Origin of the sequence: Bacillus cereus group sp. MG20, assembly GCF_040459885.1 — a bacterium.
Lineage (GTDB): Bacteria > Bacillota > Bacilli > Bacillales > Bacillaceae_G > Bacillus_A > Bacillus_A cereus.
Genome location: NZ_JARVHF010000001.1, coordinates 820,984 through 847,222, shown reverse-complemented (window position 1 = coordinate 847,222; position 26,239 = coordinate 820,984). Strand labels below are relative to the sequence as shown.

Sequence of the window (26,239 nt, the reverse complement as noted above, 5' to 3'; positions counted from 1 at the left end):
AAATATGGTTCAGTACAATAATCAAAATAGTTTACATCAAATATTTACATTAAAAGGGACAATTATAAGAGATATTTTCCCGCAAATCGTATTATATACGTGTATTTCAACGATAGTAGCTGTAATTAATTATTACTATGCAGAAATAAATATAAATCAGACTCCTTGGGTAATCGTAGGAGGAGCTTTAGGATTACTATTAGTGTTTCGTACGAATACTGCCTATGATCGGTACTGGGAAGGTAGAAAGCTCTTTGGCACGATTGGTGCTTGTACTAGAAATTTAGCAATTAGTTTTTTATGTCATTGGGATTCTAAAGGGAAGAGTATGGAGCAGGAAAAAATAAAATTTTTACATTTATTAATTGCATTTCCAAAGTTAGCGAAAGGACACTTGAGAGAGGAAAAAAATCTATCTGAAGTGAAATCATTGCTCGCTGTCTGTTCTGAAAAGGAAAAAGCACTTTTGGTTGAGTCCAATCATTTACCGATTAGTATAGTTTTTATGTTGAAAACTATACTATCAAAAGGTTTGAAAACGGGGCAAATTCATCCAAATGCGATAATTAGTATGGAAATGGATTTGAATACGTTACTTACATCTGTGGGTGGATGTGATCGTATCAAAACAACACCTATTCCTTTTGCATATTTTGCTCATATAAAAATTTTATTGATTATATTTTGTGCGACTTTACCGATTGGTCTTGTTGATAGTCTCGGATGGTTTACAGTACTTGCGACTACGTTTATAAGTTTTGCATTCATAGGTATTGAAGCAATAGGGGTTGAAATTGAAGATCCCTTTGGTCAGGATCCAAATGATCTTCCGCTAGAAGGAATTTGTATAGGAGTAGAGGCGCATTTAGTGAATTTATATAATCAAAACGATCTATTAGAAGTAATGGGTTTGAATCTTGATACAAAAATCATTTAATCATTTATTGTTGTTTTAAAATAGGTTATTTAAAAAACTTGTCAAGAGTCAATTTAAGGCTTAACGTCAGCTTTATATTTTTTATATAAATATATAATATTTCTCCATGCTATAATCCATTCATGAAATATACGCGGTTCATGAGTTGTAATGAAAAGAGAAATGAATTGAGGAATAGTTGGCTTTGTGAAATCAGTTATGTAACTACTATTAAAAAGCGAGGTAAATAATATGGAACAAAAACATAATGGGATTATTTTTACTGCAATACCAGACGAATCGAATGAATATTATCAACCATTTTATGAAGACTTGATTTACTTTAATGAATGTTTAAATGAAAAGAAATCAATTGCGGATCAACTTATATCTTTATCTGTTGAAGAACAAGACTTTCATACGAGCTGTTTTGAGTATGATGATATTTGGCTAAGAGATGTTGCACCGGTTGTCACAAATCATCTAGTTAAATTTAAATATCGACCAAATTATTTGCCAGATGATCAAGGGCGATATTTAGATCAACAGTTTAATAAATGGTTGAAAAAGAATGACTTTGAATATGTGAAATCCCCATTAATATTAGATGGTGGTAATCTTATTTGGAATAAAAAAGATACCGTAATATTAACAGAACGTATATTTGATGATAACGATGATTGGACAGAAGAGGAAATTATTGAGCAGTTAGAATGGGATTTAGATGTGAGTCGAGTTATTATTATTCCTGCTGAAGAAGGGGATGTACTAGCACACGCAGACGGAATGGTTAAATTTATTGATGAACATACAATGTTTATTAGTGATTTTTTAGGAGATCATGAATTTAGATATAGTGTTCAAGAGATTATTCAAGAACAAATGCCAGAAGCTGAATTTATAGTTGTTCCTTCATCATATACAGAGAAAGGACAATATGATCAAGAGATAGCATCAGCAAAAGGGTTGTATATAAATATGTTAGAATCATGTGATGCTCTTTATGTTCCTAAGTTTGGACTAGCCAAAGATGAGGAAGTTTTACGATATATTCAACAGTATACGGAGAAGCAAGTTATTCAAATTCATGTAGGAGAAATATCAACAATGGGAGGCGCAATGAATTGTTTAACGTGGTATTGTCCAAGCCATTTGTTACCTTCGAAAATGAGAAGATTGAAAAATGAGAATGAAGATTTTTCAATGAAGAAGATTTTTGATTGGTTTTAATAAATAAGTAATGAAAAGAAAATATATTCAAGGAGTATTGATATGTATACCATCGCTGAGTTTTCTCGGATTTGTAAAATGAGTACGCGGATGTTAAGACATTATGACAAAGAGGAGATATTAAAACCGGCATATGTGAATCCGGTTAATGGGTATAGGTATTATGAACAAGAGCAGCTGGAAGTAGCATTGAAAATAAAAAAGCTAAGGGAGTATAAATTTCCTCTTCCAAAAATTAAAATTGTTTTGCAGTCATCGGATCAAGATTCGTTTGTTCAACATATACAATCACAAATTATCGAGTTGTCTCATGAAGTGAAGCAAAATTTACAGGTTATTTCAGAAATGAATGAAATGGTAATGGTGAATAGTAGTCTAAATATTGCTCGCCATAGAAGTTACGATATATTAATGGGAATGAGGAACGAAGTAACGATAATTACTCAAAGAGTAAAAATAGATATAGATGATATAGATGATTATTTTTATGACTTATATGAAGAGGTACAAAAAAATAACTTTCAAATAGTCGGTTCGCCATCTGCAGTCTTTTATGATGAAGAATATATTCCAAGTAACAGTGATATTGAATTAAGAATCCCGGTTATGCAGGGGAATGATGAAGATGTAGTACAAGAATATGAAATGAAAAAACTAAGTCCACATCAAATCGTTACTACTATGCATTATGGAAGTTACGACTATATAGGTTACGCTTATATAGCGTTAGAAGAATGGGTTGAAAAAAATGGGTATGTAATAGTTAATTGGCCATATGAGGTTTATATAAAGGGACCTGAATGTGATTGTTTAGCAGAAGAGTATGTGACACAAATTTGTTTTTTAGTTACGAAAATAGAATGAGAATAAGGATTGACATTAACATTATGTCAATCCTTATTCTATGTACGAAAGCAATTTATCATAATAAAAAGGTGAAATAAAGAGTCACCTTATAAAGTTGCTACAAGTAAATGAAGATATTCCTGTTGACCTTAACACGATGTCAAAGTATAGACTGTACGTACATTCATATAAGGGGTGAACACGTATGAGAAATATAGAAAATAGTTTGTTTTATATGCCTGCGGAATGGGAGAAACATGAAGGTACATGGCTCCAATGGCCACATGATAAAGCACATAGAGGTGAAGGTTATAGAGCTAAGTTAGATGATATTTGGATATCGATGGCAAAGGAGCTTCACTATGGAGAAAATGTCCATATTGTTGTATGTGATGAAGAAGAGAAAATACATGTCCAATCGAAGTTAATGGAAGCTAATGTAAATATGGATAAAATTGATTTCTTAATTCAAGAAACTGATGATATTTGGATAAGAGATAACGGACCAATCTTTGTAACGGATAAGGAAGGGAATCGCTGCCTAACGCACTGGATATTTAATGGTTGGGGAAATAAATATCCGTACGAAAAAGACGCTAATATTCCGAATAAAATAAGTGAAATGTATCGCATTCCAAAAGTTGAATCTAGTGTCTGTCTAGAGGGCGGGGGAATTGAGATAAACGGAAACGGGACCTTAATGGCGGCGAAAACGTCTATTATAAATGAAAATCGAAATCCCACACTAAGTCAGAAAGAAATTGAAATGGAATTAACGAAATATTTAGGAGTAACGAATTTTATATGGATAACTGGTATACGCGGAGAAGATAATTATGATGAAGATACGGATTATCATATTGATGGCGCGGCACGGTTTGTAAATGAAAATACGATACTGTATGAATATGATCCTTTCGGTGAAGGAGAGCCATACCTTTTGGAGGCGTACGAAAAGCATTATCAAGAATTACGACAAGCGAAAAATATAGATGGAAAGCCATTTCAGCTCATTCCAGTACCAGTAACAAGAAAAGTGGTAAAAGAAGCAGACTGTAAGGGTTCATATTTGAATTTTTATATTGGTAATGAAGTTGTATTAGTTCCTGTATATGGTGATGAACATGACAAGTTAGGGCTGCAAATTATTGAAGGTCAGTTTCCAGGAAGAAGAATTGTCGGTATTTATGTGAATGAATTGTATGCGTATGGTGGTATGATTCACTGTGTGACGCAGCAGCATATAGAATAGAGTAATTCAAATGAAAAAGCATGCAGAGCATATACTCTGCATGCTTTTTATAATGCTGAAAACTCCTCAACAAGTTGAGTGAATTGTTTCAATGCACTTTCAATCGGTTCTGGCGTAGTTAAATCAACACCAGCTTTTTTCAATAGGTTTAGTGGATAATCAGAACTTCCACCTTTCAGGAATTCAATATAATTTTTCTGAGCATTCGGATCACCGCTTAATAGTTTATCAGCGATTTGAATGGCAGATGCGAATCCAGTTGCATATTTGTATACGTAAAACGGGCGGTAGAAATGAGGGATTCTAGCCCATCCGTATTTTACTTCTTCATCAAATACAAGTGAATCACCGTTATATTCTTTAAATAGTTTTTCATAAATTTCACTGAAGACTTGTGCATTTAATGGTTTACTTTGTTCCGCCATTTCATGTGTGATTTTTTCAAATTCTGCAAACATAATTTGTGTAAAGAAAGTACCTTTGAATTTTTCAATAAAATGGTTAACTAAATGGTTACGCACGTTCGTTTCTTTTGCTTCTTTTAATAAATAGTGAATTAATAACACTTCATTTACTGTAGAAGCGACTTCTGCCACAAAGATAGAATAATGTGCAGAAATTCTTGGTTGGTATCCATGTGAATAGTGCGTATGCATACCGTGCCCGCATTCATGAGTAAGAGTGAACAGGCTATTTAAATCATCGTGATGATTTAAAAGAATGAAAGGATGAACACCATATACACCAAAGTTATAAGCACCAGAACGTTTTCCTGGTGTTTCTCTTACGTCTATATATCGTTTATCTTTAAAACTTTTTAATGTTTCAATATATTCTTCTCCTAAAGGAGCTAGTGATGCAATCATAATGTCAAATGCTTCACTATATGGAATGTCTTGTTTTGCACCTTCTACTAAATCGACGCCTAAGTCGTATTGTCTTAGTTCATCTACGTTTAATTTTTCTTTTCGAATTTCATTGTATGTATGTAATGTTTGAATGTTTTTTTTCGTTGTATCAATTAGGTTTTCATATACTTCTTTCGGAACCATATCGCCAAATAATGATTTCTCTAGCGCTGATGGATAGTTTCTTAGTTTCGAAACAGTAACATTATTTTTAATAGCAGCGGATAAAGTAGATGCGATGGAATTCTTTAACTGAACATATGGTTTGTAATATGCTTTATAAGCTTCTTTACGCTTTTCACGATTCGTATCTTCTATTAACTTTGCATACATTCCGCGTGTTAAGTTCACTTTTTCTCCATCGTCAGTCGTCACTTCACCAAATAATATATCTGCATTGTTTAACATACCAAATGTGTGCTGTGGAGAAGAAAGAGCTTCACTCATCTGTGATAAAATTGCTTCTTGGTCCTTATTCAATACGTGTTTTTTATAACGATATAATTCAAATAAGTCTTCTTTATAATATTGTAAGCCTTCTGTTTCTTCTATGTAAGAATGTAATGTGCTTTCGTCTATGCTAAGTAAGAAGGGGGAAAAGAAAGATTTAGCTGCACTTACTTTCACGTGTAATTGTGATACTTTATCGACAAGAGATTGCGCGTCAGTATCGCGTGTATCAAGGTCAGATTGTAATCGTGCATAAGCGAACATTAAAGATATTATGCTAGAAATTTCTTCACTCTTCGTTAAATAAGCTAATAAACTATTGCCATCGTGAATATTGCCATTAAACTCGTGTAATTCCTTCGTTAATACTTCAATTTTATAAAAATCACTTTCCCAATCTTCAATTGTATGGTAAATGTCTGTTAAATCCCATTTTTCTATATCAGCTACTTGTAATCGATCTTTAAGTTCTGTCATAATCATTTCCTTTCTAAACATGTAGTTATATTTCTATATAACTATGAAATACAACAAATTGCAAAAAATCCCTGCTGAAAATTGAAAAGCCTTGCTAAAATAACAAGGCTTACATACTTATAGTGTAATTCCAAATTTTGAATGTAAAAGGTTTGTAAATTGCATGTCTGTAACGGTTTCTTTCGTTTTTTTACCATTTTTCGCTACTGTAAGGCTATCTTTCGTTAAAGAGGCATGCCCATCTTCAGTTAGTTTTACAATAAGAGGTAGTTTATTAAAGGGTGACCCTTCATGTTCAACGATAATTTTTTGTGCTGTATTTGCTTTTTCTTCATCCACTTCTTCTATATAAAATGCATAGCCTAACGTCCAATCATCAGCAGAAGATTGATCCAAGAACTCATTGTTTTTCCGCATCTCTAAAATGTAGTTTCCCTTTTCGGTCATTTCTTTACGAATACGATAATCTCCTGTAACAGAGTGAATGACTTCACCTGAGAAAGGGACAGGGGCAAGAGGTAAGTATGATCCGAATCCTACTTCAATTAAATAAAGTTCATTATGATGTGTTAAAACGGTTGCGATATGGCCAGAATCAACAGCCCATATGGAGTTTGCAGCGTTATAAACTGTTCCTGAAACGAGATGAACATCGAATCCAAAATCTTTCAGGAAGTAATACATAGTAGGATTGAGTTCATAACAAAGACCGCCACGGTTATTTACTAAAATTTTCTCTTTCAAATTTTCTTTTGATATTTCTTTAAAATTCTTTTCGAGAATATTTAAGTTTTCAAAAGGAACAGTTTGTGCCATTGCGTACATAATGTTAGATAAATCTTCAAATGAAACTGTGTCTTTTTCTTCTATATGTAATCGTGCGAAAAATTGTTTTTGAAAGTCTGTCATAGAAATCCCTCCGTTATGTTTTTATAGGTAAATTGTAAACAATCTTGAATAGGATGTGAAATTAAAACTACGTTGAATATTTGAAGTGAGATTAAAAATAATGTGGGAGAGTGAGAGATTGCTACTTTACTAACGGTGGGACGAATATTATAATAATTCTGATAAACTATGCAAACGCTTTCTTAGAAGGGGATGGTGTACAGATGTTTAAAAGAATAACAATAGTCGGATTGTCAGTTGTTTTGTTTTTACCTAGTATATATGAGGGGAGTAAAGCATATGCAGATACAGTTAACAATGGAACGTTAATGCAGTATTTTGAGTGGTATGCTCCGAATGATGGGAATCATTGGAATCGTTTGCGTACTGATGCTGAAAATTTAGCGCAAAAGGGAATTACATCTGTTTGGATACCACCTGCATATAAAGGAACTACGCAAAATGACGTAGGATATGGAGCATATGATTTATATGATTTGGGGGAATTCAATCAAAAGGGAACAGTGCGGACGAAATATGGGACGAAAGCACAATTGAAGTCTGCAATTGACGCTTTACATAAGAAAAACATCGATGTATACGGTGATGTAGTTATGAATCATAAAGGTGGGGCTGATTATACGGAAACTGTCACAGCAGTTGAAGTAGACCCGAGCAATCGAAATGTTGAAGTATCAGGTGATTATGAAATTAGTGCGTGGACAGGGTTTAACTTTCCAGGGCGTGGAGATTCTTATTCTAATTTCAAATGGAAATGGTATCATTTTGACGGAACAGATTGGGATGAAGGAAAGAAATTAAACCGAATTTATAAATTTAGGGGCATAGGTAAAGCGTGGGACTGGGAAGTGTCTAGCGAGAATGGGAATTATGATTATTTGATGTACGCGGATCTTGATTTTGATCATCCAGATGTTGCGAATGAAATGAAAAAATGGGGAACGTGGTATGCGAAGGAATTAAATTTAGATGGCTTTCGTTTAGATGCTGTTAAACATATTGATCATGAATATTTGCGCGATTGGGTAAATCATGTTAGACAGCAAACGGGGAAAGAAATGTTTACAGTAGCTGAATATTGGCAAAATGATATCCAGACTTTAAATAATTATTTAGCAAAGGTCAATTATAATCAATCTGTGTTCGATGCACCACTTCATTATAATTTTCACTATGCTTCAACAGGAAATGGGAATTATGATATGAGAAATATTTTAAAAGGAACGGTAGTTGCGAATCATCCTACACTTGCGGTTACTCTAGTTGAAAATCATGATTCACAGCCTGGTCAGTCATTGGAATCTGTAGTGAGCCCTTGGTTCAAACCGTTGGCATATGCATTTATTTTAACGCGTGCAGAGGGATATCCTTCTGTTTTCTATGGTGATTACTATGGTACAAAAGGAAATAGTAACTATGAAATTCCAGCGTTAAAGGACAAAATTGATCCGATTTTGACGGCACGAAAAAACTTTGCATATGGTACGCAGCGGGATTATTTTGATCATCCAGATGTAATTGGCTGGACAAGAGAAGGTGATAGTGTACATGCTAATTCTGGTTTAGCAACATTAATCTCTGATGGACCAGGAGGGTCAAAGTGGATGGATGTTGGGAAGAATAACGCAGGGGAAGTATGGTACGATATTACGGGTAATCAAACAAATACTGTAACAATTAATAAGGATGGTTGGGGACAATTCCAAGTAAGTGGAGGATCAGTTTCCATATATGTTCAGCAGTAATTTGGTGATGAAAAAGAAGAGGTAGACTGAAACATAAGTCTACCTCTTCTTTTTATATTGTGCATATTTATCCCGCTATTTGTGGTCAGTCCGATTGGTGAGGGCTTATTAAAGTTTCACTTTATTTTTCCTGAATCTTTATTGTAATAAAAGAGTTAGTCGACCTTTATAACAACAAGAGAGGCATTGGAATATATAATGTCACCCGTGGCTTCTCTTATTCGTACTCGAAGAACATCCCCTTGATTTAAAGGTAGTAAATCAGTTCTGGCGGATGTAGCTCTCACCCCAGAAGCACCACCAACTCGCGTTTCAATTGCGAATTGAATGGAATCGTTTATTGTAAGATTTAATATACTAGACGATATAGCTTGTATTACAAATACAATTGAAAAGGATACAGAGTACACGCCAGTGGTATCAATTGTAATAGAATTATTTAATGGATTTAGGGTAGTTCCACTAGCAGGTCCTGGAATGGTAAAATTAATATTTGTATTAACTACTGCTGAAAAACCGATTCCTACTTCAGAAGTTATTGTTCCAAATATGGGAAGAATCCCTAAACCGGTTGCGCCAGTAGGACCAGTTATTCCGATTCCGGTAGAACCTGTAACCCCAGTAGGACCAGTTATTCCGATTCCGGTAGAACCTGTAACCCCAGTAGGACCAGTTATTCCGATTCCGGTAGAACCTGTAACCCCAGTAGGACCAGTTATTCCGATTCCGGTAGAACCTGTAACCCCAGTAGGACCAGTTATTCCGATTCCGGTAGGACCTGTAACCCCGGTAGGACCAGTTATTCCAATTCCGGTAAAACCTGTCGCGCCGGTAGGTCCTGTGATTCCAGTAGGTCCGGTGGGGAATGTAAATGGTGGAATTGATGGTAGTGTGGGACCGATTAAATTTGGTTCCAGAGCAGGTCCATGTAAAATATTATATTCTTCACTCATATAGTAAACCTCCTATCATTGCTTGTCATAATTATTAAATGTATTAGGGGAAGTAAATGACATTCGCAATAGCGGAGGCGCTTCTTATAATTTCTCTTCAGTGAATATAGACCTAATTTAAGCAATATTGAAATCTATAGTTACGTACTACTAAAGTATGACACCTTTACTTCTCACGTAACATATAGTATGATGATTTCAATAAATTAGATTTCAATGACTATAATATAAATTAATGAGAGGTGCTTTTTGTGAGTGCGGTAGGTATTAAATAGGAAAAATTTAATGAAATAAATCGGATAAGACCAGGGGATTTTTATGTACATCATACCCCTAATTTTGTCATGCATTTATTTCAAAACCTATGAAGATACCTACAATACTTTATAAAGCGTGTAATAAGGGACTGCCATCTATTTTTATGGCTTATTTCCTCATACGTTATTACACATGCCTTGTAAATGTAAAAGCTGCGGTATCCCCGCAGCTTTTTTGTATATATTTTTAATGTATAAAAATGGTAATTAAATAATGTAGAGCTCATTGGAATCTAATGAGTAGGTATCTTCATTTATGATAAAAATCAATCATAGTGAGGAGAAACAAAATGAATACGATGACTTTTGAAAAGTTACAATATAACGAATTAAAGGATATAGTGAAATCTTATTGTGTAAGTGGATTAGGTAAGGAATTAGTAAACAAATTAGAGCCGAGTACGAGTATAAAAGTAGTGAGAAATCGCTTGAATGAAACGACAGAAGCACGAGCTATATTAGATGCAGAAGGGCATGTTCCTTTCTTCGGCATTTCTAATATTGCTAGTACAATTCAAAAATTAGAAAAAGGGATGATTTTAGATCCAGAAGAATTAGTAAGTGTTTCAGACTTTTTACGTGGGTGTAGAAAGATTAAAAAGTTTATGTTAGATAAAGAATTTTTTGCACCAGTATTAGCTTCTTATGCAAATTCAATGACTGAATATAAAAGTATTGAAGAGGAAATTAACTTTTCAATTAAAGGAAATAGTATTGATGTAGCTGCAAGTAAAGAGTTAAAACGAATTCGAAATAATATCGATTCTGTAGATGGGAAAATAAAAGAACGTTTAACGAAGTTTTTAAATAGTAGTGCAAATAAGAAATTCATTCAGGAATTCTTTATTAGTAAAAAGGATGACCGTTATACGATTCCAATTAAATCTTCCTATAAAAATCAAGTTGCTGGAAGTATTATTGAAGCCTCGGCAAAAGGTTCTACTGTATTTATAGAACCGCATACGGTTACGAAATTGAATGCAGAATTAGCAGGTTTGAAAGCAGAAGAAGCGGTTGAAGAGTATCAGATTTTAGCGACTTTATCAGGAATGGTGTTAGAAAACATTTATAATATAAAGATTAACATGGAGCTAATTAGTCAGTATGATATGGTATTTGCGAAAGCGAAGTTTAGTAAATCGATTGATGGAATAGAACCGAAGTTAAACGATCATGGCTACATTCATTTAGTGAATTGTAAGCATCCGCTTTTAACAGGGCAAGTTGTACCGTTACATTTTAAAATTGGTCAAGAGTATCGTAGTTTAATTATTACAGGGCCGAATGCGGGCGGAAAGACAATTGTGTTAAAAACGATTGGATTGTTAACATTAGCTACAATGTCAGGTCTTCATATTGCAGGAGATAAAGGTACAGAAATCGCTATTTTCGAAAATGTATTCGTAGATATTGGTGATAATCAAAGTATTGAAAATGCACTAAGTACATTTTCGTCTCATATGAAAAATCTGTCTGAGATTATGAGGATGTCAAATAATAATACGTTACTTTTATTTGATGAAATAGGGAGCGGGACTGAACCGAATGAAGGGGCAGCACTTGCAATTTCTATTTTAGAGGAGTTTTATCTTGCGGGATGTATTACCGTTGCGAGTACGCATTACGGAGAAATTAAACGATTCTCAGAAATGCATGATGACTTTATGAATGCAGCGATGCAGTTTAATAGTGAAACGCTAGAGCCGCTTTATAAATTAGTTATCGGAAAATCAGGAGAAAGTAATGCACTTTGGATTGCGAATAAAATGAGCGTAAAAGAACATGTACTGAAAAGAGCGAAAGAGTATATGGGAAATAAAGAGTACGCTTTAGAAAAAGTGAATGAAAGTAAAATTAGAAAACCGAAATTTGTACAAGAAAAAAGAGAATCTCATTATGAGTACAAAATCGGCGATCGTGTGAATTTATTGGATCATGATGATTTTGGTATCATCTATAAGGAAAAAGATAATTTTTATAACGTTGTTGTATATTATAACGGTGAATTCGTTGAAGTAAATGTAAAACGTATTACTTTAGAAGTAGCAGCGAAGGAGTTATATCCAGAAGGATACGATTTAAATACACTATTTGTTGATTATAAAGAAAGAAAAATGCAACACGATATTGAGCGCGGATCGAAAAAAGCACTGCGTAAAATTCAAAAAGAAATAAGAAAGAATAGAGGATAAGTTAAAATGGTAACGATTAGACAAGAACAAAAAAATGATTATAGAAAAACAGAAGAAGTCATAAAAGAAGCATTTTTAAAGGAAGAATTTAGTGATAAAACAGAACATGAACTTGTAAAACGTATTAGAGAATGTGACGCGTTTGTTCCAGAGTTATCAATTGTTGCGGTAGATGAAGATATAGTTGGTCACATTATGTTATCGAAAATTACAATAGAACAAGATGGAACTTCTGTAGAATCGTTAGCACTTGCACCAGTTTCAGTTGCTAGGGGTCATCAGAAAAAAGGAATTGGTGGAAACCTGATTGTAGCTGCATTAGAAAAAGCGAAAGAACTTGGATACGGATCAGTTGTAGTATTGGGACATCCAGAGTACTACCCGAAATTTGGTTTTAAGAAAGCAAGTGAGTGGAATATAAAAGCACCGTTTGAAGTGCCTGAAGAGGTATTTATGATAATGGAATTAACAGAAAATTCTCTTCGAGGTGTAGAAGGAATTGTACAATATTCGAGTGCTTTTGCTGAGTAGGAGTAACGGTTAAGAAATGTAATCATAAAAGATGCTATCTTTTTGTATGGATATACAGAAAGATAGCTTTTTTTATTAAGCGGATCTACTGACGTATATTTTGCTCAATGAATAATTGAGGTGGTAAAATTGATATAGAAACGTAAAGGGAGAGAATGACATGAATAAGCGAGAAACAGATAGCAATGAGAATGCAGTTACGTTATATGTTACAAGACACGGTAAAACAATATTAAATACGAATCATCGCGCGCAAGGTTGGGCTGATTCTCCATTAGTAGAAAAAGGTGTTGAAGTTGCCACAAATTTAGGAACAGGATTAAAAGATATTCATTTTATGAATGCGTATAGTAGTGATAGCGGCCGAGCGATTGAAACTGCTAATTTAGTATTAAAATATAGTGAGCAATCAAAATTAAAACTTGAGCAAAGAAAAGATTTGCGAGAATTAAATTTCGGTATTTTTGAAGGTGAAAAACTTGAGAATATGTGGGATGTGGTTGGAAAAGCTGCAGGCGTTGCATCACCAGAAGAACTTATGAAGTTTTCTATTCAAGAAGTGATTAATCTTATTAGAGTAGCAGATCCTACAAAACAGGCGGAAGATTGGGAATTATTTTCTACTCGCATAAAAGCTGAGATAGATAAAATTAGTGAAGAAGCTGCTGGAAATGGTGGCGGTAACGTTTTAGTTGTCGTTCATGGGCTTTTGATTACTACCTTAATAGAAATGTTAGACAGTAGCAAAACAAAACTTGGGGTGGAAAATGCTAGTGTGACGAAGATTGTATACCAAGATGGAACATATACAGTCGAGTCGGTTGGAGATATGAGTTATGTTGCAAAAGGGAAAGAAAGTGTGGAAATATAATTAAATCTCAAATAGAAATAAGAAAAGGAAGGTAGATAAATCTAGCTTCCTTTTCATTTTGTGAATTATGGGATTAATAAAATCTTCCCTGTGCTTTTACGGCTCTCTAATAATTCATGAGCAAGAGCACCGTCTTGTAAAGAGAATGTAGTAGGATTTGAAATGTTTAATTTTCCAGTTGCGATCCAATCGAATAATTGAGTAGATCGTTTTTTACGTTCTTCATAAGTGGTAAGAACGTTCCAAAGGTCTCCGCCAGTTAAAGTTTTTGAAGTATCCATAAGCATACGTGGATCAACTGGAGCAGGATTACCACCAGCCATTCCGTAAAATACGACAGTACCGCCAATTTTAGTAGCGTTAAAACTTTCCTCTAATGTAGAACCTACTGATTCATATACGAGATTTACTCCAGTTCCATTAGTCATTTCAAGTACTTTCGTATGCCATTCTTCGTTATATAAAAATACGTGATCGGCCCCAGCTAATGTAGCTAACTTTGCTTTTTCTTTTGATGATGTAAGACCAATTACTGTTCCGCCCTGTAGTTTAATCATTTGAATAAGAAGTTGACCGACGCCACCAGCTGCAGCGTGTACTAAAGCTATATCACCTTGTTTTAGTTGATAGCTATCGTGCGTTAAATAATGTGCAGTTAATCCTTGTAATAAGACAGAAGCGGCTGTTTCAAAAGAAATAGAATCTGGTAGTGGGATTACTTTTTCAGATGGAACGGCAACTAGTTCTGCATTTGCAAATGGGACGTCCGCAAATGCAATACGGTCTCCTAGGTTGATAGTAGTAACGTCAGCTCCTACTTTTTCAACAATTCCAGCTCCTTCATAACCTAATACATAAGGCGGATTGCCAGCAAGATGATAATCGCCGCGGCGTCTATAAATATCAGCGAAGTTTAATCCGATTGCTTTCGTGCGGACAAGAATTTCATTTGGACTTATGATTGGATCGTGTATTTCTTTATAGTGTAGAACATTAGCGTCTCCGAATGTTTCGAAACAAAGTGCTTTCATATGGAATACCTCCATTTATATTGTTTATAGATGTTCTTTATCATACAATACAAATATCAATAGACAAAGAGGATTATTTCGATGGAATCAATCGAAAATATCGATTGAAAAGAGGGATGATAAATGGAAATAAAACAGTTAATTACATTTAAAGTAGCGGCACATACTTTGAACTTTACACAAACTGCGAAGAAATTAAACTTTGCCCAATCGAGCGTTACAGCACAAATTAAAACATTAGAGGCTGAGCTCGGTACACCACTATTTGAGAGATTAGGGAAACGTCTTTTCTTAACTGAAGCAGGTAGGAAGTTTCAACTATATGCCGACAAGATGATTGCACTCAGTAACGAAGCGAAAATGGCTGTGAAAGATGATGAAGAACTAGCAGGTACGTTAATAATTGGTGCACAAGAAAGTCAATGTACATACAGACTGCCTTCTATATTAAAGAAGTTTAAAGCACAATTTCCTCAAATAAAACTTATATTTAAACCAGCACACTCCAATAAAGATGCGAAGGAACAATTGATGGAGGGGAAAGTAGATCTTGCATTTATTTTGGACGAATGTAAAACAGAAGATGTTTTACATGTGGAACCACTTATGAAAGAAGAATTAAAAGTAGTAGCTGCTCCTACGCATCGTTTACTTGAACAACCTTCAGTTTCTATAAAAGATTTAGAGAGTGAAACACTTTTACTAACAGAATTAGGCTGCTCGTATCGGACTTTATTTGAAGAGCTATTTCGCTGGGAAGATGTATATCCAGCAAATAAAATTGAATTTGTTAGTGTTGAAGCAATTAAACAATGTGTTATTGCAGATTTAGGTATAGCCGTTTTACCAGCGATAGTAGTAGAAAAAGATATACGGGAAGGGACGTTAAAGGAGTTAATGTTAAACGAAACAATATCTCCAATTTATACACAAATCGCTTGGCATAAAGACAAATGGATGACAGTGCCACTGCGACAATTTATTGATGTAACGAGGGAGTTTTTTGTAACGGATTAAGTGGAGAAATATTTATTTTATATAAAAGAAAAAATGGCAATTTTGTATAAAGAACCGATGCTTGAATATAACAAGTATTGGTTCTTTTATGTTTTAAATATAGAATGCTATAAAATGTGTATTTCTCAACTTTTTTTCTTACAAGGATAAGTAAAATTCTTCGTATATTCCAATAATCATAAGGGAATTTACAACGTTTATTCGTTTCTGTAAGATGCCTCTAGGAAGCGTGAAAGGAGGACTTACATAGCAGTATAGCTTGTCTTTAGTATACGTACTTATTGTAAGGAGGAATTTAAAATGTTTAAAAAGTTAATGAAAGTATGCGTGTTAAGTGCGGCAAGTATAGGTGTGTTATTTAGTTTTCAAGGAAGTACATTTGCAGCTACTGATTTAAGTAGTTATTATGACGGGAAAAATCCAGCAACAACGAAAGTATACGGGGGAAGTACAACGTGTGATGCAGATGGATTTAATGCAAAGTCTACAGCAGTTTATGAAGGTAGTAAAAAAGTAGGGACAGTGTATTTACGTTACAGTAATAAATGTCATGCAGCGTGGTCTAAGCTTGTTTTAGATCAACCAGCTCCTTCTGTTTCTGGAGGGGCATATGCTTACGCTGTTATTAATAAATATAAAAATGGTGTATTCCAAAAATCAGTAGACTCTAATAGTGGCAATGGGGCAATTAAAACAGGACAAACGAGTACGTATACAGGAATGGTGTTTGATTTAACTGCTGATTTTGGTTATACAGCTGATGCCGAAGCGGTGACGATTAATAATGGTTACGGGAAAACAGCACGTTATTAATAAAGGAGTGGAATTCTATGAAGTTTTTTAAAAAGGTAAGCGCATGTCTTTGTCTGGCATTGCTCATCGTAACTAGTGTGTTTAGTACGACCAATAATGATAAAGCATACGCGGAAGACCATTCATATGATGGGAAAAGTCCTTATTATAATAGCTGTGATCAATCCGCAGTAACGAAAGAAAAGAAGTGGATTGATTCAAATTCTTATGTGGAATTAAAATTTAGCACGACGTGTAAGACAGCATGGGCAAAAGTTACTGTAACTCGCCTGGCAGTTTATAATAATGAAGCTGATGCAAGGATTGTTAGAAAAACAGATGGAAAGGCATACACTTGCGGAAGTGTTGGAGGAAATGGTGTTGTAAATAAAGGTCAAACATCATGCTATACGCCAATGGTATATGATTTAGATCCAAGAAAAGCGCAAGCGCAGGGAAAACATGCAATACCAAATAGTGATGCTTATAATTATGCGGAGACTATTTGGTATTGATGAGGATATGGAGATTGTAAGATAGAATATTTTAAGAGCATGTTTTGATTGGATTTCAAAACATGCTCGTTTTGTATTCATTCTAATTTTTTCGGTAATCATGGACCATTGAATTAACTAAGGTCTGTATCAGGAGGAGTATATCCAAGATGACGAGCTATTGATACAATTTGTCCTTTATGATGAAACTCATGAGTCTCCGTATGAGTTAAAAGCCATAGCGGTGTTGTGCTCCAAGGTTCTTTTTGCCATTTCACTTCATTTGTTATGTTTTCAAGCCAACGATCATTGTATTCATCTAAAAAACGTTGTACAGTCTCATCTACTAATTTAAATCTAGCACGGACTTTCGCGACATCTGCATGCTCAATTTCGTAATCGCTAGCAAATGAAAAATCTGCTCTTTTTTGCTTGAATGCGAATGACCCAAGCCAGTATCGATAGCAATCGGCTACATGAATATGTGTCTTTATAATGCTACCGCTCCCGAAATTCGGAACAGTGCTATGTAATTTTTCTAATGGGATTTCTTCTAAAAATGTGAATAGAGTTTCTCTTGTAGAGCTAATAAGATTATATTGCTGTTTTAAAATATGTAACATGCAAGTACACTCCTCTTTTATTTACATAATAAGTAATTCTATATTTACGAGGAGTGAACCTTTTTATTATTTTTAATAAGCATATTAGATGTATTTCTTATTTGTTTCTGATAGATTAAACAAGGTGAAACTTTAATAAGTTGAACATTATTAGTTCATAATAAATTGTACATCAAGAAGGGGAACGATAAAATGAATAGACTAGTGGGTTTAAAACAATTTGAAATAACGCGCGGGGCGTTACTTAAATTTATGGAAACGTTAGATGATAAAACTGTGGATACGCAGCCAGAGGGTTTTAACAATACAATTCGTTGGCATATTGGACACGTGTTAACAGCAGCAGAAGTTTTCATGTTTGGAAAAGAATTTAAACAATTACCAACTGAATATCCAGGTATGTTTGGGTATGGATCACGACCATCTAAATGGAAAACAGAAGGACCATCGTTAGAAGTGTTAACGGCTCAATTAAAAGAACAAGCAAAACGTATTAACGAAATTCCAGCAGAAGCATTTGAAAATAAACTGCCAGAGCCATTCCTAGGATTGGAAACAGTAGGGGAGCTTTACGGTATGATGCTTTATCATGAAGCTGATCATATTGGGCAAATGAAGGCGATGGAACGTATTATTAAAGCTCTTTAGTCTTAATTGCATATAACAAGCAATACAGTTGTAATGTTAAATAATATATACAAAAAAGGTAGATAAATTATTATCTACCTTTTTTGTATAACTTCTTGAAGGATTAGAGAATTTTATAATTTTTTATGTTGTGATTATTAATTATAGTATTCCTAAATATGGAATATACGTATAATAATAGAGAAGAACTAGAAATAGGGGTGAATACTATGATTACATTAGAACAAAAGTTGGAGCAATATAAACATACATATGTACAGTTAAAGGGAGAACTAAAATGGAAAACGAGTGATTCTCGAACAGGAATGATGATTGCTGCTATGTATGCAGGTAGTGATAAATTGTTTGATCTCGGACGTTTTTTAGAAATTAGTAGTTATATTAAGAATCAGGTAGGGATGTTTTCATACTTAAAGTCTTATCATCGTTTTGTAGTGGCCGCAACATTAGATATTCACTTTACAGATTACAAGGAAGCTTTTCGGACGTTTTTAGATTTATATGAACAATTGGTCACTGGTGGCTTTAGCCGGAGTATATTTACTTATCTCGCAGCAGCTGTGCTTTTAACAGAAGAAAATGAACAGCATGGCACACATATTCAGCGTTCGATGCAAGTATATAAACGCATGAAAAAGGATCACCTCTTTCTTACAAGTACAAATGATTATCCGCTCGCAGTTTTATTAGCAGGACAATCAGAGCATGTAGAAACACTTATGGATCGAGTGGAACGTCTTTATCAGAAACTAGCGACAGCTGGTTTGCGTAAAGGGAATGATCTTCAATTTTTGAGTCATATTCTTTCACTAAAGAAGGATGTCAGGGAAGAACTATTAGTTGCAAAATGTACAAATATATGGAATTTGTTAAAGCAAGAAAAGGTAAAAGTAAAACAGATGCATTACCCAGCTATCGGGCTACTAGCGTTACTCGAGGACGGAGAAAAAGAGATTCATTCTATTCGAGCATTTATTGAAAAATTGCAGGGGGATAAATTGTTCCGTTGGCATACAGATACAAATATTCTTATTGCTATTCAACTGTTCGTAAGTCAGAAAGGTGAGGAAAGTAAAGCTACTAACACAGGTTTACAAACAATGATAGAAGTCCTCATACAAGCACAACAGGCAGCCATGATGGCAACGATTGCCGCTTCATCTGCAGCAACATCTTCTGCTAGTAGCAGTTCATAATGTTTAATTGCTTATACTCTTGTAAATTATAACTCCCTTGATAAGGAAGGTTTAAAAAATATTACTAAAAACAGTTAGCCCATCACTCTCTAATGAGTGATGGGCTAACTGTTTTTACATAATCAGCATTATCTTTTTGATTCCTTCAAATGTTTGAGCTGTGTGACAATCATAATGCTAATAACAACGAGTAAAAACCATGAACTAATTTTGCTTAAGTGAACGAGACTCCATGCTTCCCGTTGATTTGGATATTGCCATGCTCCGAAAAATGTTGCGATGTTCTCTGCAACCCAAATGAAGAAACCGATAAGGAAAAAGGAGAGAACGAGTGGCATTTTATATGGAACGCCTCGTAATGAAAATTCCACAAATGTCCGAAAGAAAACGATGAATAGTAGTAAAGTTAATATCCATCTAAAATCGTATAGAAAATGATGCGTGAAAAAATTGAAGTAAATCATAGCTCCTAACGGCACGGCAAAAATGGCTTTCGGCCAATGATGCATTTTTAAATGCAACCTTCTCCACGCTTGACATATGTAACTCGCGACACTCGCATACATAAAACCGCTGTAAAGCGGAACTCCAAAAACCTTCGAATATCCCTCTTCGGGATAACTCCATGAACCGAAATGTACTTTATATATTTCTAGTAAAAGGCCGATGAGGTGAAAGATGGTAATTACTTTTAGTTCGTCTTTTGTTTCAAGACCAGTCTTGTACATAATCCACTGCATAAGAAGGCATACGATGAGTATGAAATCATAGCGGTATAACTCTGGGATTGAAACAATTTTTGAAAGGGCTAGTGTTAAGAAAATAATGACTGGGAATAAGCAAGATAATGCTTGTTCGTAAGTGAAATGTAGTAGTTGTTTTATATAGAACATTGTGTCACCTTCGATGTTTTTTATTGGAAAAATCAAAATAATCAATAATTATACTACAATTTAAAAAATAATCCAGTAGTCTATTTTGCATGTATTTGTAAGTTTTAGAAGGGAATTGTAATGAGTATTTTAATATTGTAGAAAAGTAAAAAAATAGTTTGCTATTTAAAAAAAGTGGGGATATAATATCTAAATGAAAATGATAATTATTATCAATAATAATTACAAATAAAAAATAATTATAAAAAACAACTGAATATAAAGGATGAAATGAAACATGTTACATAAGTCTACTGTACATGCTGGTAATAACCGCTGGATACATATTAAGTTCATATGTTTCATGAGCTTAACAATTTTATGTTTAATTGGATCTATATTTTTAGCCATTTCATTTGGTGCAAAAGATATTCATTTACAAACGGTGTGGGCAGCGGTTTTGGATTACGATCCGAAATTAACACAGCACCAAATTATTTATGAATTAAGGCTCCCGAGAGTAATTGGAGCAGCAGTTGTAGGGGCAGCTTTTGCGGTTGCTGGTGCTGTTATGCAAGGTGTAACACGAAATCCTTTAGCTGATGCAGGTGTACTTGGCATAAATGCAGGAGCGATGTTTGTAGTAGCACTTAGTTTTGCTTTTTTTCCGCATATGCCGTATTCCTATTTAATGATTGTTTCCTTTATTGGAGCAGTCTTAAGTACAGTACTTATTTTTGTTATTGGATCAGCAACATCAGGCGGGTTAACACCAATGAGGTTAACGATTGCTGGAGCGGTTATGGCAGCGCTTTTACATTCATTAAGTTCAGGTGTTGCGATTTATTATGATTTAAGCCAGGATTTAGCGTTTTGGTATGCTGGTGGTGTTGCAGGGGTTAAGTGGGAACACTTGAAATTTTTAGTCCCTATTATTCTTATAACGATTATTTTTGCAATAGTGTTAGGGCGATCTATTTCACTCATATCAATGGGGGATGATGTTGCTACGAATTTAGGAGTAAAAACGAACCGAACGAGAATACTAGGGATGATTATAGTAGTCATTCTTGCAGGTGTATCTGTTTCAGCTGTTGGCTCTATTGGGTTTGTAGGACTAGTTATCCCGCATATTGCTAGAAAATTAGTTGGTGTGAATTATAGACTCATTATTCCTATGTCAGCATTATTAGGAGCTATGTTATTAGTTGTAGCTGATTTAGGGGCAAGAACAGTAAATCCTCCTAAGGAACTTGCGATAGGGATTATGGTAGCTCTTGTTGGAGTTCCGTTTTTCCTCTATATAGCACGTAAAGTTGGGAGGGAGTTGTAAGTGAAGGATCTTTTGAACACAGATAAAAAGAGAGCCATTACTGTAACTACAATTTTTGGTTGTATTAGTATCGCTGTCATTTTAATTAGTTTAAATACAGGGACACTGAGCATTGCACCGCTCAAAGTAATTCAAACGCTTTTCGGTTATGGTGATTTTGAGAGCGAGACCGTGCTATATGATTATCGTATGCCAAGAATAATAATCACAATGTTAGCCGGTATTGGCCTTGGGATTTCCGGTGCGATTTTGCAAGGGTTATCACGTAATGCACTTGCAGACCCTGGTATTTTAGGATTACATGCAGGTGCATCTTTCGGGCTAATTATATTCGTTACTTTCTTTCATTCTATTAATGAGAATGCATCGATTTTAATACCGTTATTTACATTTGGCGGGGGAGTACTAGCTGCATTTTTAATTATTATACTGGCGAGTGATCGGTCAAAAGGTTTACTTCCTATTAGACTTATTCTCGTTGGTATTGCTGTTTCAGCTGGATTTAGTGCGATTTCGTTATTTTTCTCTCTCAAGTTAAATGATGAGACGTATACATTCGCTTCTAGATGGTTAGTTGGTAACGTGTGGGGAAGGGATTGGATTCATGTCCTTGCATTATTACCTTGGATTTTCATACTAACCCCGTATACATGGATAAAATCTAAAACGTTAAATGCATTGTCACTAGGTGATAGTGTAGCAGCAGGGCTTGGTGTTTCTGTTCAAAAAGAACGGTTACTACTTTTAGCTACAGCGGTTGGATTATCTTGCGCGAGTGTATCGATGGCAGGAGGAATTGGTTTTATCGGTTTAGTTGCTCCGCATATCGCAAGGAAGTTAGTAGGTACTACATATCAACACTTTCTTCCTTTAGCAGGCATTATCGGAATGATTATTTTAGTGCTAGCAGATACGATAGGTCGTTCTATATTTGAGCCAAACTCTATTCCAGCTGGTGTAGTAGTGGCGGCATTAGGAGCACCGTATTTTCTTTATTTACTTACAAAAACAAAATAAATACTTCAAAGAGGAGAACATATGAAAAAGAAACTTATTATTTTATTTAGCATGATGTGTATTTTAGTATTAGCAGCATGTGGTCAAACGAAAGCTAATGAAGAGGCAACGAAAAAAACGGAAAAAAGTAATGATCCAAAAATCGCCTCTATGTCCATTCATTTAACAAATAATTTACTTGCATTAGGAATTACACCAGTAGGTTCTGTTATTGGTGGAGATTTAAAAGATTTCTTACCGCACGCAAAAGAGCAGTTGAAAGATACGAAGAAACTTGGTGTTGTAACAGATCTCAATATGGAAGCGTTACTTCAATTGAAGCCAACTGACATTTATGTGGATGAAAAATACGCGGGCAAAGATTTAGCGAAATACGAAAAAATTGCAAAAACACATTCTTTCAACTTAGATGAAGGCACGTGGAGAGATCAGTTACAACAAGTTGGTAAACTTGTAAACCGTGAGAAAGAAGCGGATAAATATATTCAAGATTACGAAGAGCAATCAAAACGAGTAAAAAGTTTAATAGATAAAGAATTAGGTAATAACGAAAAAGTAATGGCAATTCGTGTTACTGCAAAAGAATTACGAGTATTTAGTACGAAAAGACCGATGGGACCAATTTTATTCCAAGACTTAGGATTACAACCTGCAAATGGTGTAGAGAAAATTGATGGAAACCGTCCTTTCGAAGTCATTTCACAAGAAGTATTACCTGACTTTGATGCAGATGCTATTTTCGTTGTTGTAAATAGAGATGACAAAGCAAAAGCAGCATTTAAACAACTTCAAGAAACACCAATTTGGAAAGACTTAAAAGCAGTTAAAGGCAAGCATGTATACATTATCAATGATCAACCATGGCTTGACTATTCTGCTTTAGGAAACAAAATGGCAATGGATGAAGCGGAGAAAATGTTTACGAAATAATATAGTTTTGTTATTAGGAAAGGCCCTCTAAATTTGGAGGGCCTTTCTATTATTGTTAGAATAAATGAAAAATTATACAATGAAGTTAATTCGATATGGAGGAGATGTGCCAATGTCAGCGCTTATTGTAAGTATCCCGTTTATGAAACAGTTTATGAAACGAGGGGGTAAATAGGCTTGAATAATTATCCCCGTTATTTAATAAAGGGGGAGTTTGAAATGACAATGAATCTTTTTCGAAATAAAACGATTAAATTATCAGCTATGAGAGAAACAGATGCTGAAGTAATGGCTATGTGGCAAGAAGATAGTGAGTATTTAAGAAATGTTGATACAGATGTAGCATTCCCGCAATCTTTAAATGAAATAGCAAGTGATGGGTTATTAAAAGGACGAAGATCGAATAGTGTTTCTTTCATGGTAAGGACAGTTCAAGAAGATCGCTTAATTGGTTTTGTGGCGATTCATGGTATAGAGTGGAATAACAGAACAGGTTTATTAGCCATTGGTATAGGAGATGCGAATGATAGAGGAAAGGGATATGGAAGAGAAGCAATCCATCTTATCTTAAAATATGCTTTCTATGAATTGAATTTACACCGCGTCGGTCTGGATGTGATTTCTTATAATAAAGCAGCCATTGCGTTGTATAAAAAGATAGGTTTTCAGATGGAAGGGTGTATGAGAGAAGCGGTTCAAAGAGATGGGAAGTGTTTTGATCGTATCATTATGGGGATATTGCGGGATGAATGGATAGGGTTGCAAGATTAGCGAATACATTCAATATTATATATGTAGTATGCAGGAGATATAATGATAATTGGCGAAAATTTACAGTGAACTGATTGAATTTATAAGGAGTTATGTAAAATGAATTTAGAAAAAGCAAAACCAGTAAATGAAGAGGTCGCTGAATTAAAGGAACTAATTAAAGAGTTACACGGAAGTGTACATCAACTGCAAAGCGAAGTGCAACAACTAAGGCACGAAAGACCAGTTGTTGAAGTGAGAAAAGGTGTTCAATTATCACCAACAATTGTCGGACAAATTGGTGGTATGATTTTAGGTGGGTTAGCAATTATCGGTATATTTTGGTGATGAAAAAAGGTTTGCAGCACGATGCTGCAAACCTTTTGTATTTGACGATATAATTTCATGCAATACAACTTTTACATTAAATAACGTAAATATATATAAGCATGTGATAACAAGAGTGCAACAATAGTTAATGGTAAACCAATTTTTAAGAAGTCCATATAAGAGAAAGCATGTCCTTCACGTTTTGCAATACCAGCAACGACTACGTTTGCAGATGCTCCGATTAGCGTTCCATTTCCTCCTAAGCAAGCTCCAAGAGATAACGCCCACCATAGTACTTCTATTTGCGGAGAATCGACAGATAGTCCGAGTCCTGTAGCTAAGTCTTGAATAAGAGGAATCATCGTAGCGACAAATGGGATGTTGTCGATTGTCGCAGATGCGATGCCAGATACCCATAAAATAAGTATAGCTGCGAATCCGATGTCACCGTTTGTTACGCCGATTACTTCTTTTGCAAGTGAAGAGATAAGTCCGATATCAATTAACCCGCCAACGAGAACAAATAGTCCGGCGAAGAAGAAAATGGTTACCCATTCAACGTGGGCAAATACATCTTCAATATCATGTTCTTTCACGCCGATTAACATAAGAAGTGTAGCGCCTGTCATCGCGATAACAGCAGCGTCTACATGAATAATCGAATGAAGTACGAAGCCTAAAATAGTTAGTCCTAAAATCGAAATAGATTTTAAAAGGAGGCTTTGATCTTTAATGTAATCTTTTTCGTTTAATGCCATTAGTTTTTCGATTTGTTCAGGTGTTGTTTTTAGTTTGTTACGATACATGAAGTAAATAATGCCAAGTGTCACGATAGAAATAATAATTACGATTGGAGCTAAGTTAAGTAAAAAGGCGTTAAAGTCTAAATGCTTGTTTGCTGATCCAATCATAATATTAGGTGGATCACCGATTAATGTTGCTGTTCCGCCTATATTTGAAAACAGCACTTCTGAAATCAAATAAGGCACAGGATTTACTTTTAAAATACGTGTAATGGATAATGTAACAGGAACGATTAATAAAACAGTCGTTACATTGTCCAAAAATGCTGATCCGCCAGCAGTTAATAGGGATAGTAATAATAAAATGCGAATCGGTTTTCCGCCAGCTGCTTTTGCCGCTTTAATGGCCACAAATTCAAAGACGCCTGATTGACTCGTAATATGTACGAGAATCATCATCCCAATTAAAAGGGTAATCGTTTCCCATTGAATATGTGATGTGAAAGCAGTATGTAAATCTACAACTCCAAAAATAATCATAATAGCAGCACCGAATAGTGCGATTACAGCACGATTCAATTTCTCGGAAATAATAAATCCGTACGTGATTAAAAATACGGCAATTGCAAAATAATATTGCCAATTTGCTACTTCATGTGCTGATTGTTCCAATCATGTCACCTTCTTTAAATTATGTATTCAATTGTCGAAATGTATCTCGCTGCAATAATGCGGGATAAAATATATTGTAGCAAATTCAAAAAAGAAAGAAAACTATTTAACAAAGTGAAGGAAAAAATGTATTTTTTACATATCATATAAAAAATATAAAAAACACAGTGCAAATTATTAGGAAAAGTGAGCGT

25 protein-coding genes are annotated in these 26,239 nt (G+C 34.7%); 18 read left to right on the top strand and 7 right to left on the bottom strand.

What is annotated here, in order from left to right:
• Positions 1–4: 4 nt before the first annotated feature.
• The 4 genes from QCI81_RS04365 to QCI81_RS04350 all read left to right on the top strand — a co-directional run bounded on the left by QCI81_RS04365 (position 5) and on the right by QCI81_RS04350 (position 4,244).
• Complete coding sequence (locus QCI81_RS04365) at positions 5–937, top strand: bestrophin family protein (protein WP_071731252.1); 933 nt, start codon at positions 5–7, stop codon at positions 935–937.
• A 231-nt stretch (positions 938–1,168) separates the two neighbouring features.
• Positions 1,169–2,146 (top strand): agmatine deiminase family protein, encoded by a 978-nt coding sequence (locus tag QCI81_RS04360; protein ID WP_071731251.1) that lies wholly within the window; start codon positions 1,169–1,171, stop codon positions 2,144–2,146.
• A gap of 42 nt (positions 2,147–2,188) precedes the next feature.
• On the top strand, positions 2,189–3,010 hold the full coding sequence (locus tag QCI81_RS04355) for a MerR family transcriptional regulator (protein WP_071731250.1): 822 nt from the start codon (positions 2,189–2,191) through the stop codon (positions 3,008–3,010).
• 187 nt (positions 3,011–3,197) lie between these two features.
• Positions 3,198–4,244: an agmatine deiminase family protein gene (locus tag QCI81_RS04350; RefSeq protein ID WP_001244187.1), complete on the top strand. Its 1,047-nt coding sequence runs from the start codon at positions 3,198–3,200 to the stop codon at positions 4,242–4,244.
• A 47-nt stretch (positions 4,245–4,291) separates the two neighbouring features.
• On the opposite strand, the gene pepF is transcribed toward QCI81_RS04350, so the two are convergent.
• Positions 4,292–6,079: an oligoendopeptidase F gene (pepF, locus tag QCI81_RS04345; protein ID WP_071731249.1), complete on the bottom strand. Its 1,788-nt coding sequence runs from the start codon at positions 6,077–6,079 to the stop codon at positions 4,292–4,294.
• A gap of 117 nt (positions 6,080–6,196) precedes the next feature.
• Positions 6,197–6,988: an arylamine N-acetyltransferase family protein gene (locus QCI81_RS04340; RefSeq protein WP_048538083.1), complete on the bottom strand. Its 792-nt coding sequence runs from the start codon at positions 6,986–6,988 to the stop codon at positions 6,197–6,199.
• Positions 6,989–7,191: 203 nt separating this feature from the next.
• Here QCI81_RS04340 and amyS point away from each other — a divergent pair, with 203 nt between their 5' ends.
• Positions 7,192–8,733, top strand: a complete 1,542-nt coding sequence (amyS, locus tag QCI81_RS04335) for an alpha-amylase (protein WP_071731248.1) — start codon at positions 7,192–7,194, stop codon at positions 8,731–8,733.
• 155 nt (positions 8,734–8,888) lie between these two features.
• Here the strand turns inward: amyS and QCI81_RS04330 are convergent, their stop codons facing one another.
• Complete coding sequence (locus tag QCI81_RS04330) at positions 8,889–9,686, bottom strand: exosporium leader peptide-containing protein (protein ID WP_353810621.1); 798 nt, start codon at positions 9,684–9,686, stop codon at positions 8,889–8,891.
• 607 nt (positions 9,687–10,293) lie between these two features.
• On the opposite strand from QCI81_RS04330, the gene QCI81_RS04325 reads away from it, so the two are divergent.
• The 3 genes from QCI81_RS04325 (at position 10,294) to QCI81_RS04315 (ending at position 13,597) form a co-directional block, all read left to right on the top strand.
• The gene (locus tag QCI81_RS04325) at positions 10,294–12,195 is read left to right on the top strand and encodes an endonuclease MutS2 (RefSeq protein ID WP_001095202.1); all 1,902 of its coding nucleotides are present in this window, start codon (positions 10,294–10,296) and stop codon (positions 12,193–12,195) included.
• 6 nt (positions 12,196–12,201) lie between these two features.
• Complete coding sequence (locus tag QCI81_RS04320; RefSeq protein WP_000256462.1) at positions 12,202–12,726, top strand: GNAT family N-acetyltransferase; 525 nt, start codon at positions 12,202–12,204, stop codon at positions 12,724–12,726.
• 160 nt (positions 12,727–12,886) lie between these two features.
• On the top strand, positions 12,887–13,597 hold the full coding sequence (locus tag QCI81_RS04315) for a histidine phosphatase family protein (protein ID WP_001042044.1): 711 nt from the start codon (positions 12,887–12,889) through the stop codon (positions 13,595–13,597).
• Between the two features lie 65 nt (positions 13,598–13,662).
• On the opposite strand, the gene QCI81_RS04310 is transcribed toward QCI81_RS04315, so the two are convergent.
• A complete protein-coding gene (locus QCI81_RS04310; protein WP_071731242.1) occupies positions 13,663–14,628 on the bottom strand; it encodes a quinone oxidoreductase family protein in 966 nt (321 codons plus the stop codon).
• Between the two features lie 123 nt (positions 14,629–14,751).
• On the opposite strand from QCI81_RS04310, the gene QCI81_RS04305 reads away from it, so the two are divergent.
• From QCI81_RS04305 to QCI81_RS04295, 3 genes are all read left to right on the top strand, one after another.
• A complete protein-coding gene (locus QCI81_RS04305; RefSeq protein ID WP_071731241.1) occupies positions 14,752–15,645 on the top strand; it encodes a LysR family transcriptional regulator in 894 nt (297 codons plus the stop codon).
• A gap of 300 nt (positions 15,646–15,945) precedes the next feature.
• Positions 15,946–16,458 (top strand): DUF2690 domain-containing protein, encoded by a 513-nt coding sequence (locus QCI81_RS04300; RefSeq protein ID WP_071731240.1) that lies wholly within the window; start codon positions 15,946–15,948, stop codon positions 16,456–16,458.
• 17 nt (positions 16,459–16,475) lie between these two features.
• On the top strand, positions 16,476–16,952 hold the full coding sequence (locus QCI81_RS04295; protein WP_071731239.1) for a DUF2690 domain-containing protein: 477 nt from the start codon (positions 16,476–16,478) through the stop codon (positions 16,950–16,952).
• 113 nt (positions 16,953–17,065) lie between these two features.
• Here the strand turns inward: QCI81_RS04295 and QCI81_RS04290 are convergent, their stop codons facing one another.
• Positions 17,066–17,554 (bottom strand): DinB family protein, encoded by a 489-nt coding sequence (locus QCI81_RS04290; RefSeq protein ID WP_071731238.1) that lies wholly within the window; start codon positions 17,552–17,554, stop codon positions 17,066–17,068.
• Between the two features lie 192 nt (positions 17,555–17,746).
• On the opposite strand from QCI81_RS04290, the gene QCI81_RS04285 reads away from it, so the two are divergent.
• Together QCI81_RS04285 and QCI81_RS04280 are read left to right on the top strand one after the other, a co-directional pair.
• A complete protein-coding gene (locus QCI81_RS04285; RefSeq protein WP_048543843.1) occupies positions 17,747–18,202 on the top strand; it encodes a DinB family protein in 456 nt (151 codons plus the stop codon).
• 158 nt (positions 18,203–18,360) lie between these two features.
• Complete coding sequence (locus QCI81_RS04280) at positions 18,361–19,398, top strand: DUF4003 domain-containing protein (protein ID WP_144465795.1); 1,038 nt, start codon at positions 18,361–18,363, stop codon at positions 19,396–19,398.
• Positions 19,399–19,526: 128 nt separating this feature from the next.
• Here QCI81_RS04280 and QCI81_RS04275 read toward each other — a convergent pair whose 3' ends face one another.
• Entirely contained in the window at positions 19,527–20,291 is a 765-nt protein-coding gene (locus tag QCI81_RS04275; RefSeq protein WP_050844368.1) for a DUF817 domain-containing protein, read from the bottom strand.
• 277 nt (positions 20,292–20,568) lie between these two features.
• On the opposite strand from QCI81_RS04275, the gene QCI81_RS04270 reads away from it, so the two are divergent.
• The 5 genes from QCI81_RS04270 (at position 20,569) to QCI81_RS04250 (ending at position 24,648) form a co-directional block, all read left to right on the top strand.
• Positions 20,569–21,603, top strand: a complete 1,035-nt coding sequence (locus QCI81_RS04270; protein ID WP_071731237.1) for a FecCD family ABC transporter permease — start codon at positions 20,569–20,571, stop codon at positions 21,601–21,603.
• Complete coding sequence (locus tag QCI81_RS04265) at positions 21,604–22,620, top strand: FecCD family ABC transporter permease (protein ID WP_071731236.1); 1,017 nt, start codon at positions 21,604–21,606, stop codon at positions 22,618–22,620.
• 21 nt (positions 22,621–22,641) lie between these two features.
• A complete protein-coding gene (locus tag QCI81_RS04260) occupies positions 22,642–23,550 on the top strand; it encodes an iron-hydroxamate ABC transporter substrate-binding protein (protein ID WP_071731235.1) in 909 nt (302 codons plus the stop codon).
• A gap of 219 nt (positions 23,551–23,769) precedes the next feature.
• Entirely contained in the window at positions 23,770–24,321 is a 552-nt protein-coding gene (locus QCI81_RS04255) for a GNAT family N-acetyltransferase (protein WP_071731234.1), read from the top strand.
• A 99-nt stretch (positions 24,322–24,420) separates the two neighbouring features.
• A complete protein-coding gene (locus QCI81_RS04250; RefSeq protein WP_001047304.1) occupies positions 24,421–24,648 on the top strand; it encodes a coiled-coil domain-containing protein in 228 nt (75 codons plus the stop codon).
• 71 nt (positions 24,649–24,719) lie between these two features.
• Here the strand turns inward: QCI81_RS04250 and QCI81_RS04245 are convergent, their stop codons facing one another.
• Complete coding sequence (locus tag QCI81_RS04245; protein WP_071731233.1) at positions 24,720–26,045, bottom strand: ArsB/NhaD family transporter; 1,326 nt, start codon at positions 26,043–26,045, stop codon at positions 24,720–24,722.
• Between the last annotated feature and the right edge of the window lie 194 nt (positions 26,046–26,239).

Bases quoted from the DNA above. Each gene is read 5' to 3' on its own strand.
- QCI81_RS04340 (WP_048538083.1), bottom strand. From the start codon at position 6,988: ATGACAGACTTTCAAAAACAATTTTTCGCACGATTACATATAGAAGAA.
- QCI81_RS04360 (WP_071731251.1), top strand. From the start codon at position 1,169: ATGGAACAAAAACATAATGGGATTATTTTTACTGCAATACCAGACGAA.
- QCI81_RS04325 (WP_001095202.1), top strand. From the start codon at position 10,294: ATGAATACGATGACTTTTGAAAAGTTACAATATAACGAATTAAAGGAT.
- amyS (WP_071731248.1), top strand. From the start codon at position 7,192: ATGTTTAAAAGAATAACAATAGTCGGATTGTCAGTTGTTTTGTTTTTA.
- QCI81_RS04315 (WP_001042044.1), top strand. From the start codon at position 12,887: ATGAATAAGCGAGAAACAGATAGCAATGAGAATGCAGTTACGTTATAT.
- QCI81_RS04275 (WP_050844368.1), bottom strand. From the start codon at position 20,291: ATGTTCTATATAAAACAACTACTACATTTCACTTACGAACAAGCATTA.
- QCI81_RS04310 (WP_071731242.1), bottom strand. From the start codon at position 14,628: ATGAAAGCACTTTGTTTCGAAACATTCGGAGACGCTAATGTTCTACAC.
- QCI81_RS04300 (WP_071731240.1), top strand. From the start codon at position 15,946: ATGTTTAAAAAGTTAATGAAAGTATGCGTGTTAAGTGCGGCAAGTATA.
- QCI81_RS04270 (WP_071731237.1), top strand. From the start codon at position 20,569: ATGTTACATAAGTCTACTGTACATGCTGGTAATAACCGCTGGATACAT.
- QCI81_RS04330 (WP_353810621.1), bottom strand. From the start codon at position 9,686: ATGAGTGAAGAATATAATATTTTACATGGACCTGCTCTGGAACCAAAT.
- QCI81_RS04290 (WP_071731238.1), bottom strand. From the start codon at position 17,554: ATGTTACATATTTTAAAACAGCAATATAATCTTATTAGCTCTACAAGA.
- QCI81_RS04305 (WP_071731241.1), top strand. From the start codon at position 14,752: ATGGAAATAAAACAGTTAATTACATTTAAAGTAGCGGCACATACTTTG.
- QCI81_RS04260 (WP_071731235.1), top strand. From the start codon at position 22,642: ATGAAAAAGAAACTTATTATTTTATTTAGCATGATGTGTATTTTAGTA.
- QCI81_RS04320 (WP_000256462.1), top strand. From the start codon at position 12,202: ATGGTAACGATTAGACAAGAACAAAAAAATGATTATAGAAAAACAGAA.
- QCI81_RS04285 (WP_048543843.1), top strand. From the start codon at position 17,747: ATGAATAGACTAGTGGGTTTAAAACAATTTGAAATAACGCGCGGGGCG.
- QCI81_RS04365 (WP_071731252.1), top strand. From the start codon at position 5: ATGGTTCAGTACAATAATCAAAATAGTTTACATCAAATATTTACATTA.
- QCI81_RS04250 (WP_001047304.1), top strand. From the start codon at position 24,421: ATGAATTTAGAAAAAGCAAAACCAGTAAATGAAGAGGTCGCTGAATTA.
- pepF (WP_071731249.1), bottom strand. From the start codon at position 6,079: ATGACAGAACTTAAAGATCGATTACAAGTAGCTGATATAGAAAAATGG.
- QCI81_RS04350 (WP_001244187.1), top strand. From the start codon at position 3,198: ATGAGAAATATAGAAAATAGTTTGTTTTATATGCCTGCGGAATGGGAG.
- QCI81_RS04295 (WP_071731239.1), top strand. From the start codon at position 16,476: ATGAAGTTTTTTAAAAAGGTAAGCGCATGTCTTTGTCTGGCATTGCTC.
- QCI81_RS04255 (WP_071731234.1), top strand. From the start codon at position 23,770: ATGACAATGAATCTTTTTCGAAATAAAACGATTAAATTATCAGCTATG.
- QCI81_RS04355 (WP_071731250.1), top strand. From the start codon at position 2,189: ATGTATACCATCGCTGAGTTTTCTCGGATTTGTAAAATGAGTACGCGG.
- QCI81_RS04280 (WP_144465795.1), top strand. From the start codon at position 18,361: ATGGAATATACGTATAATAATAGAGAAGAACTAGAAATAGGGGTGAAT.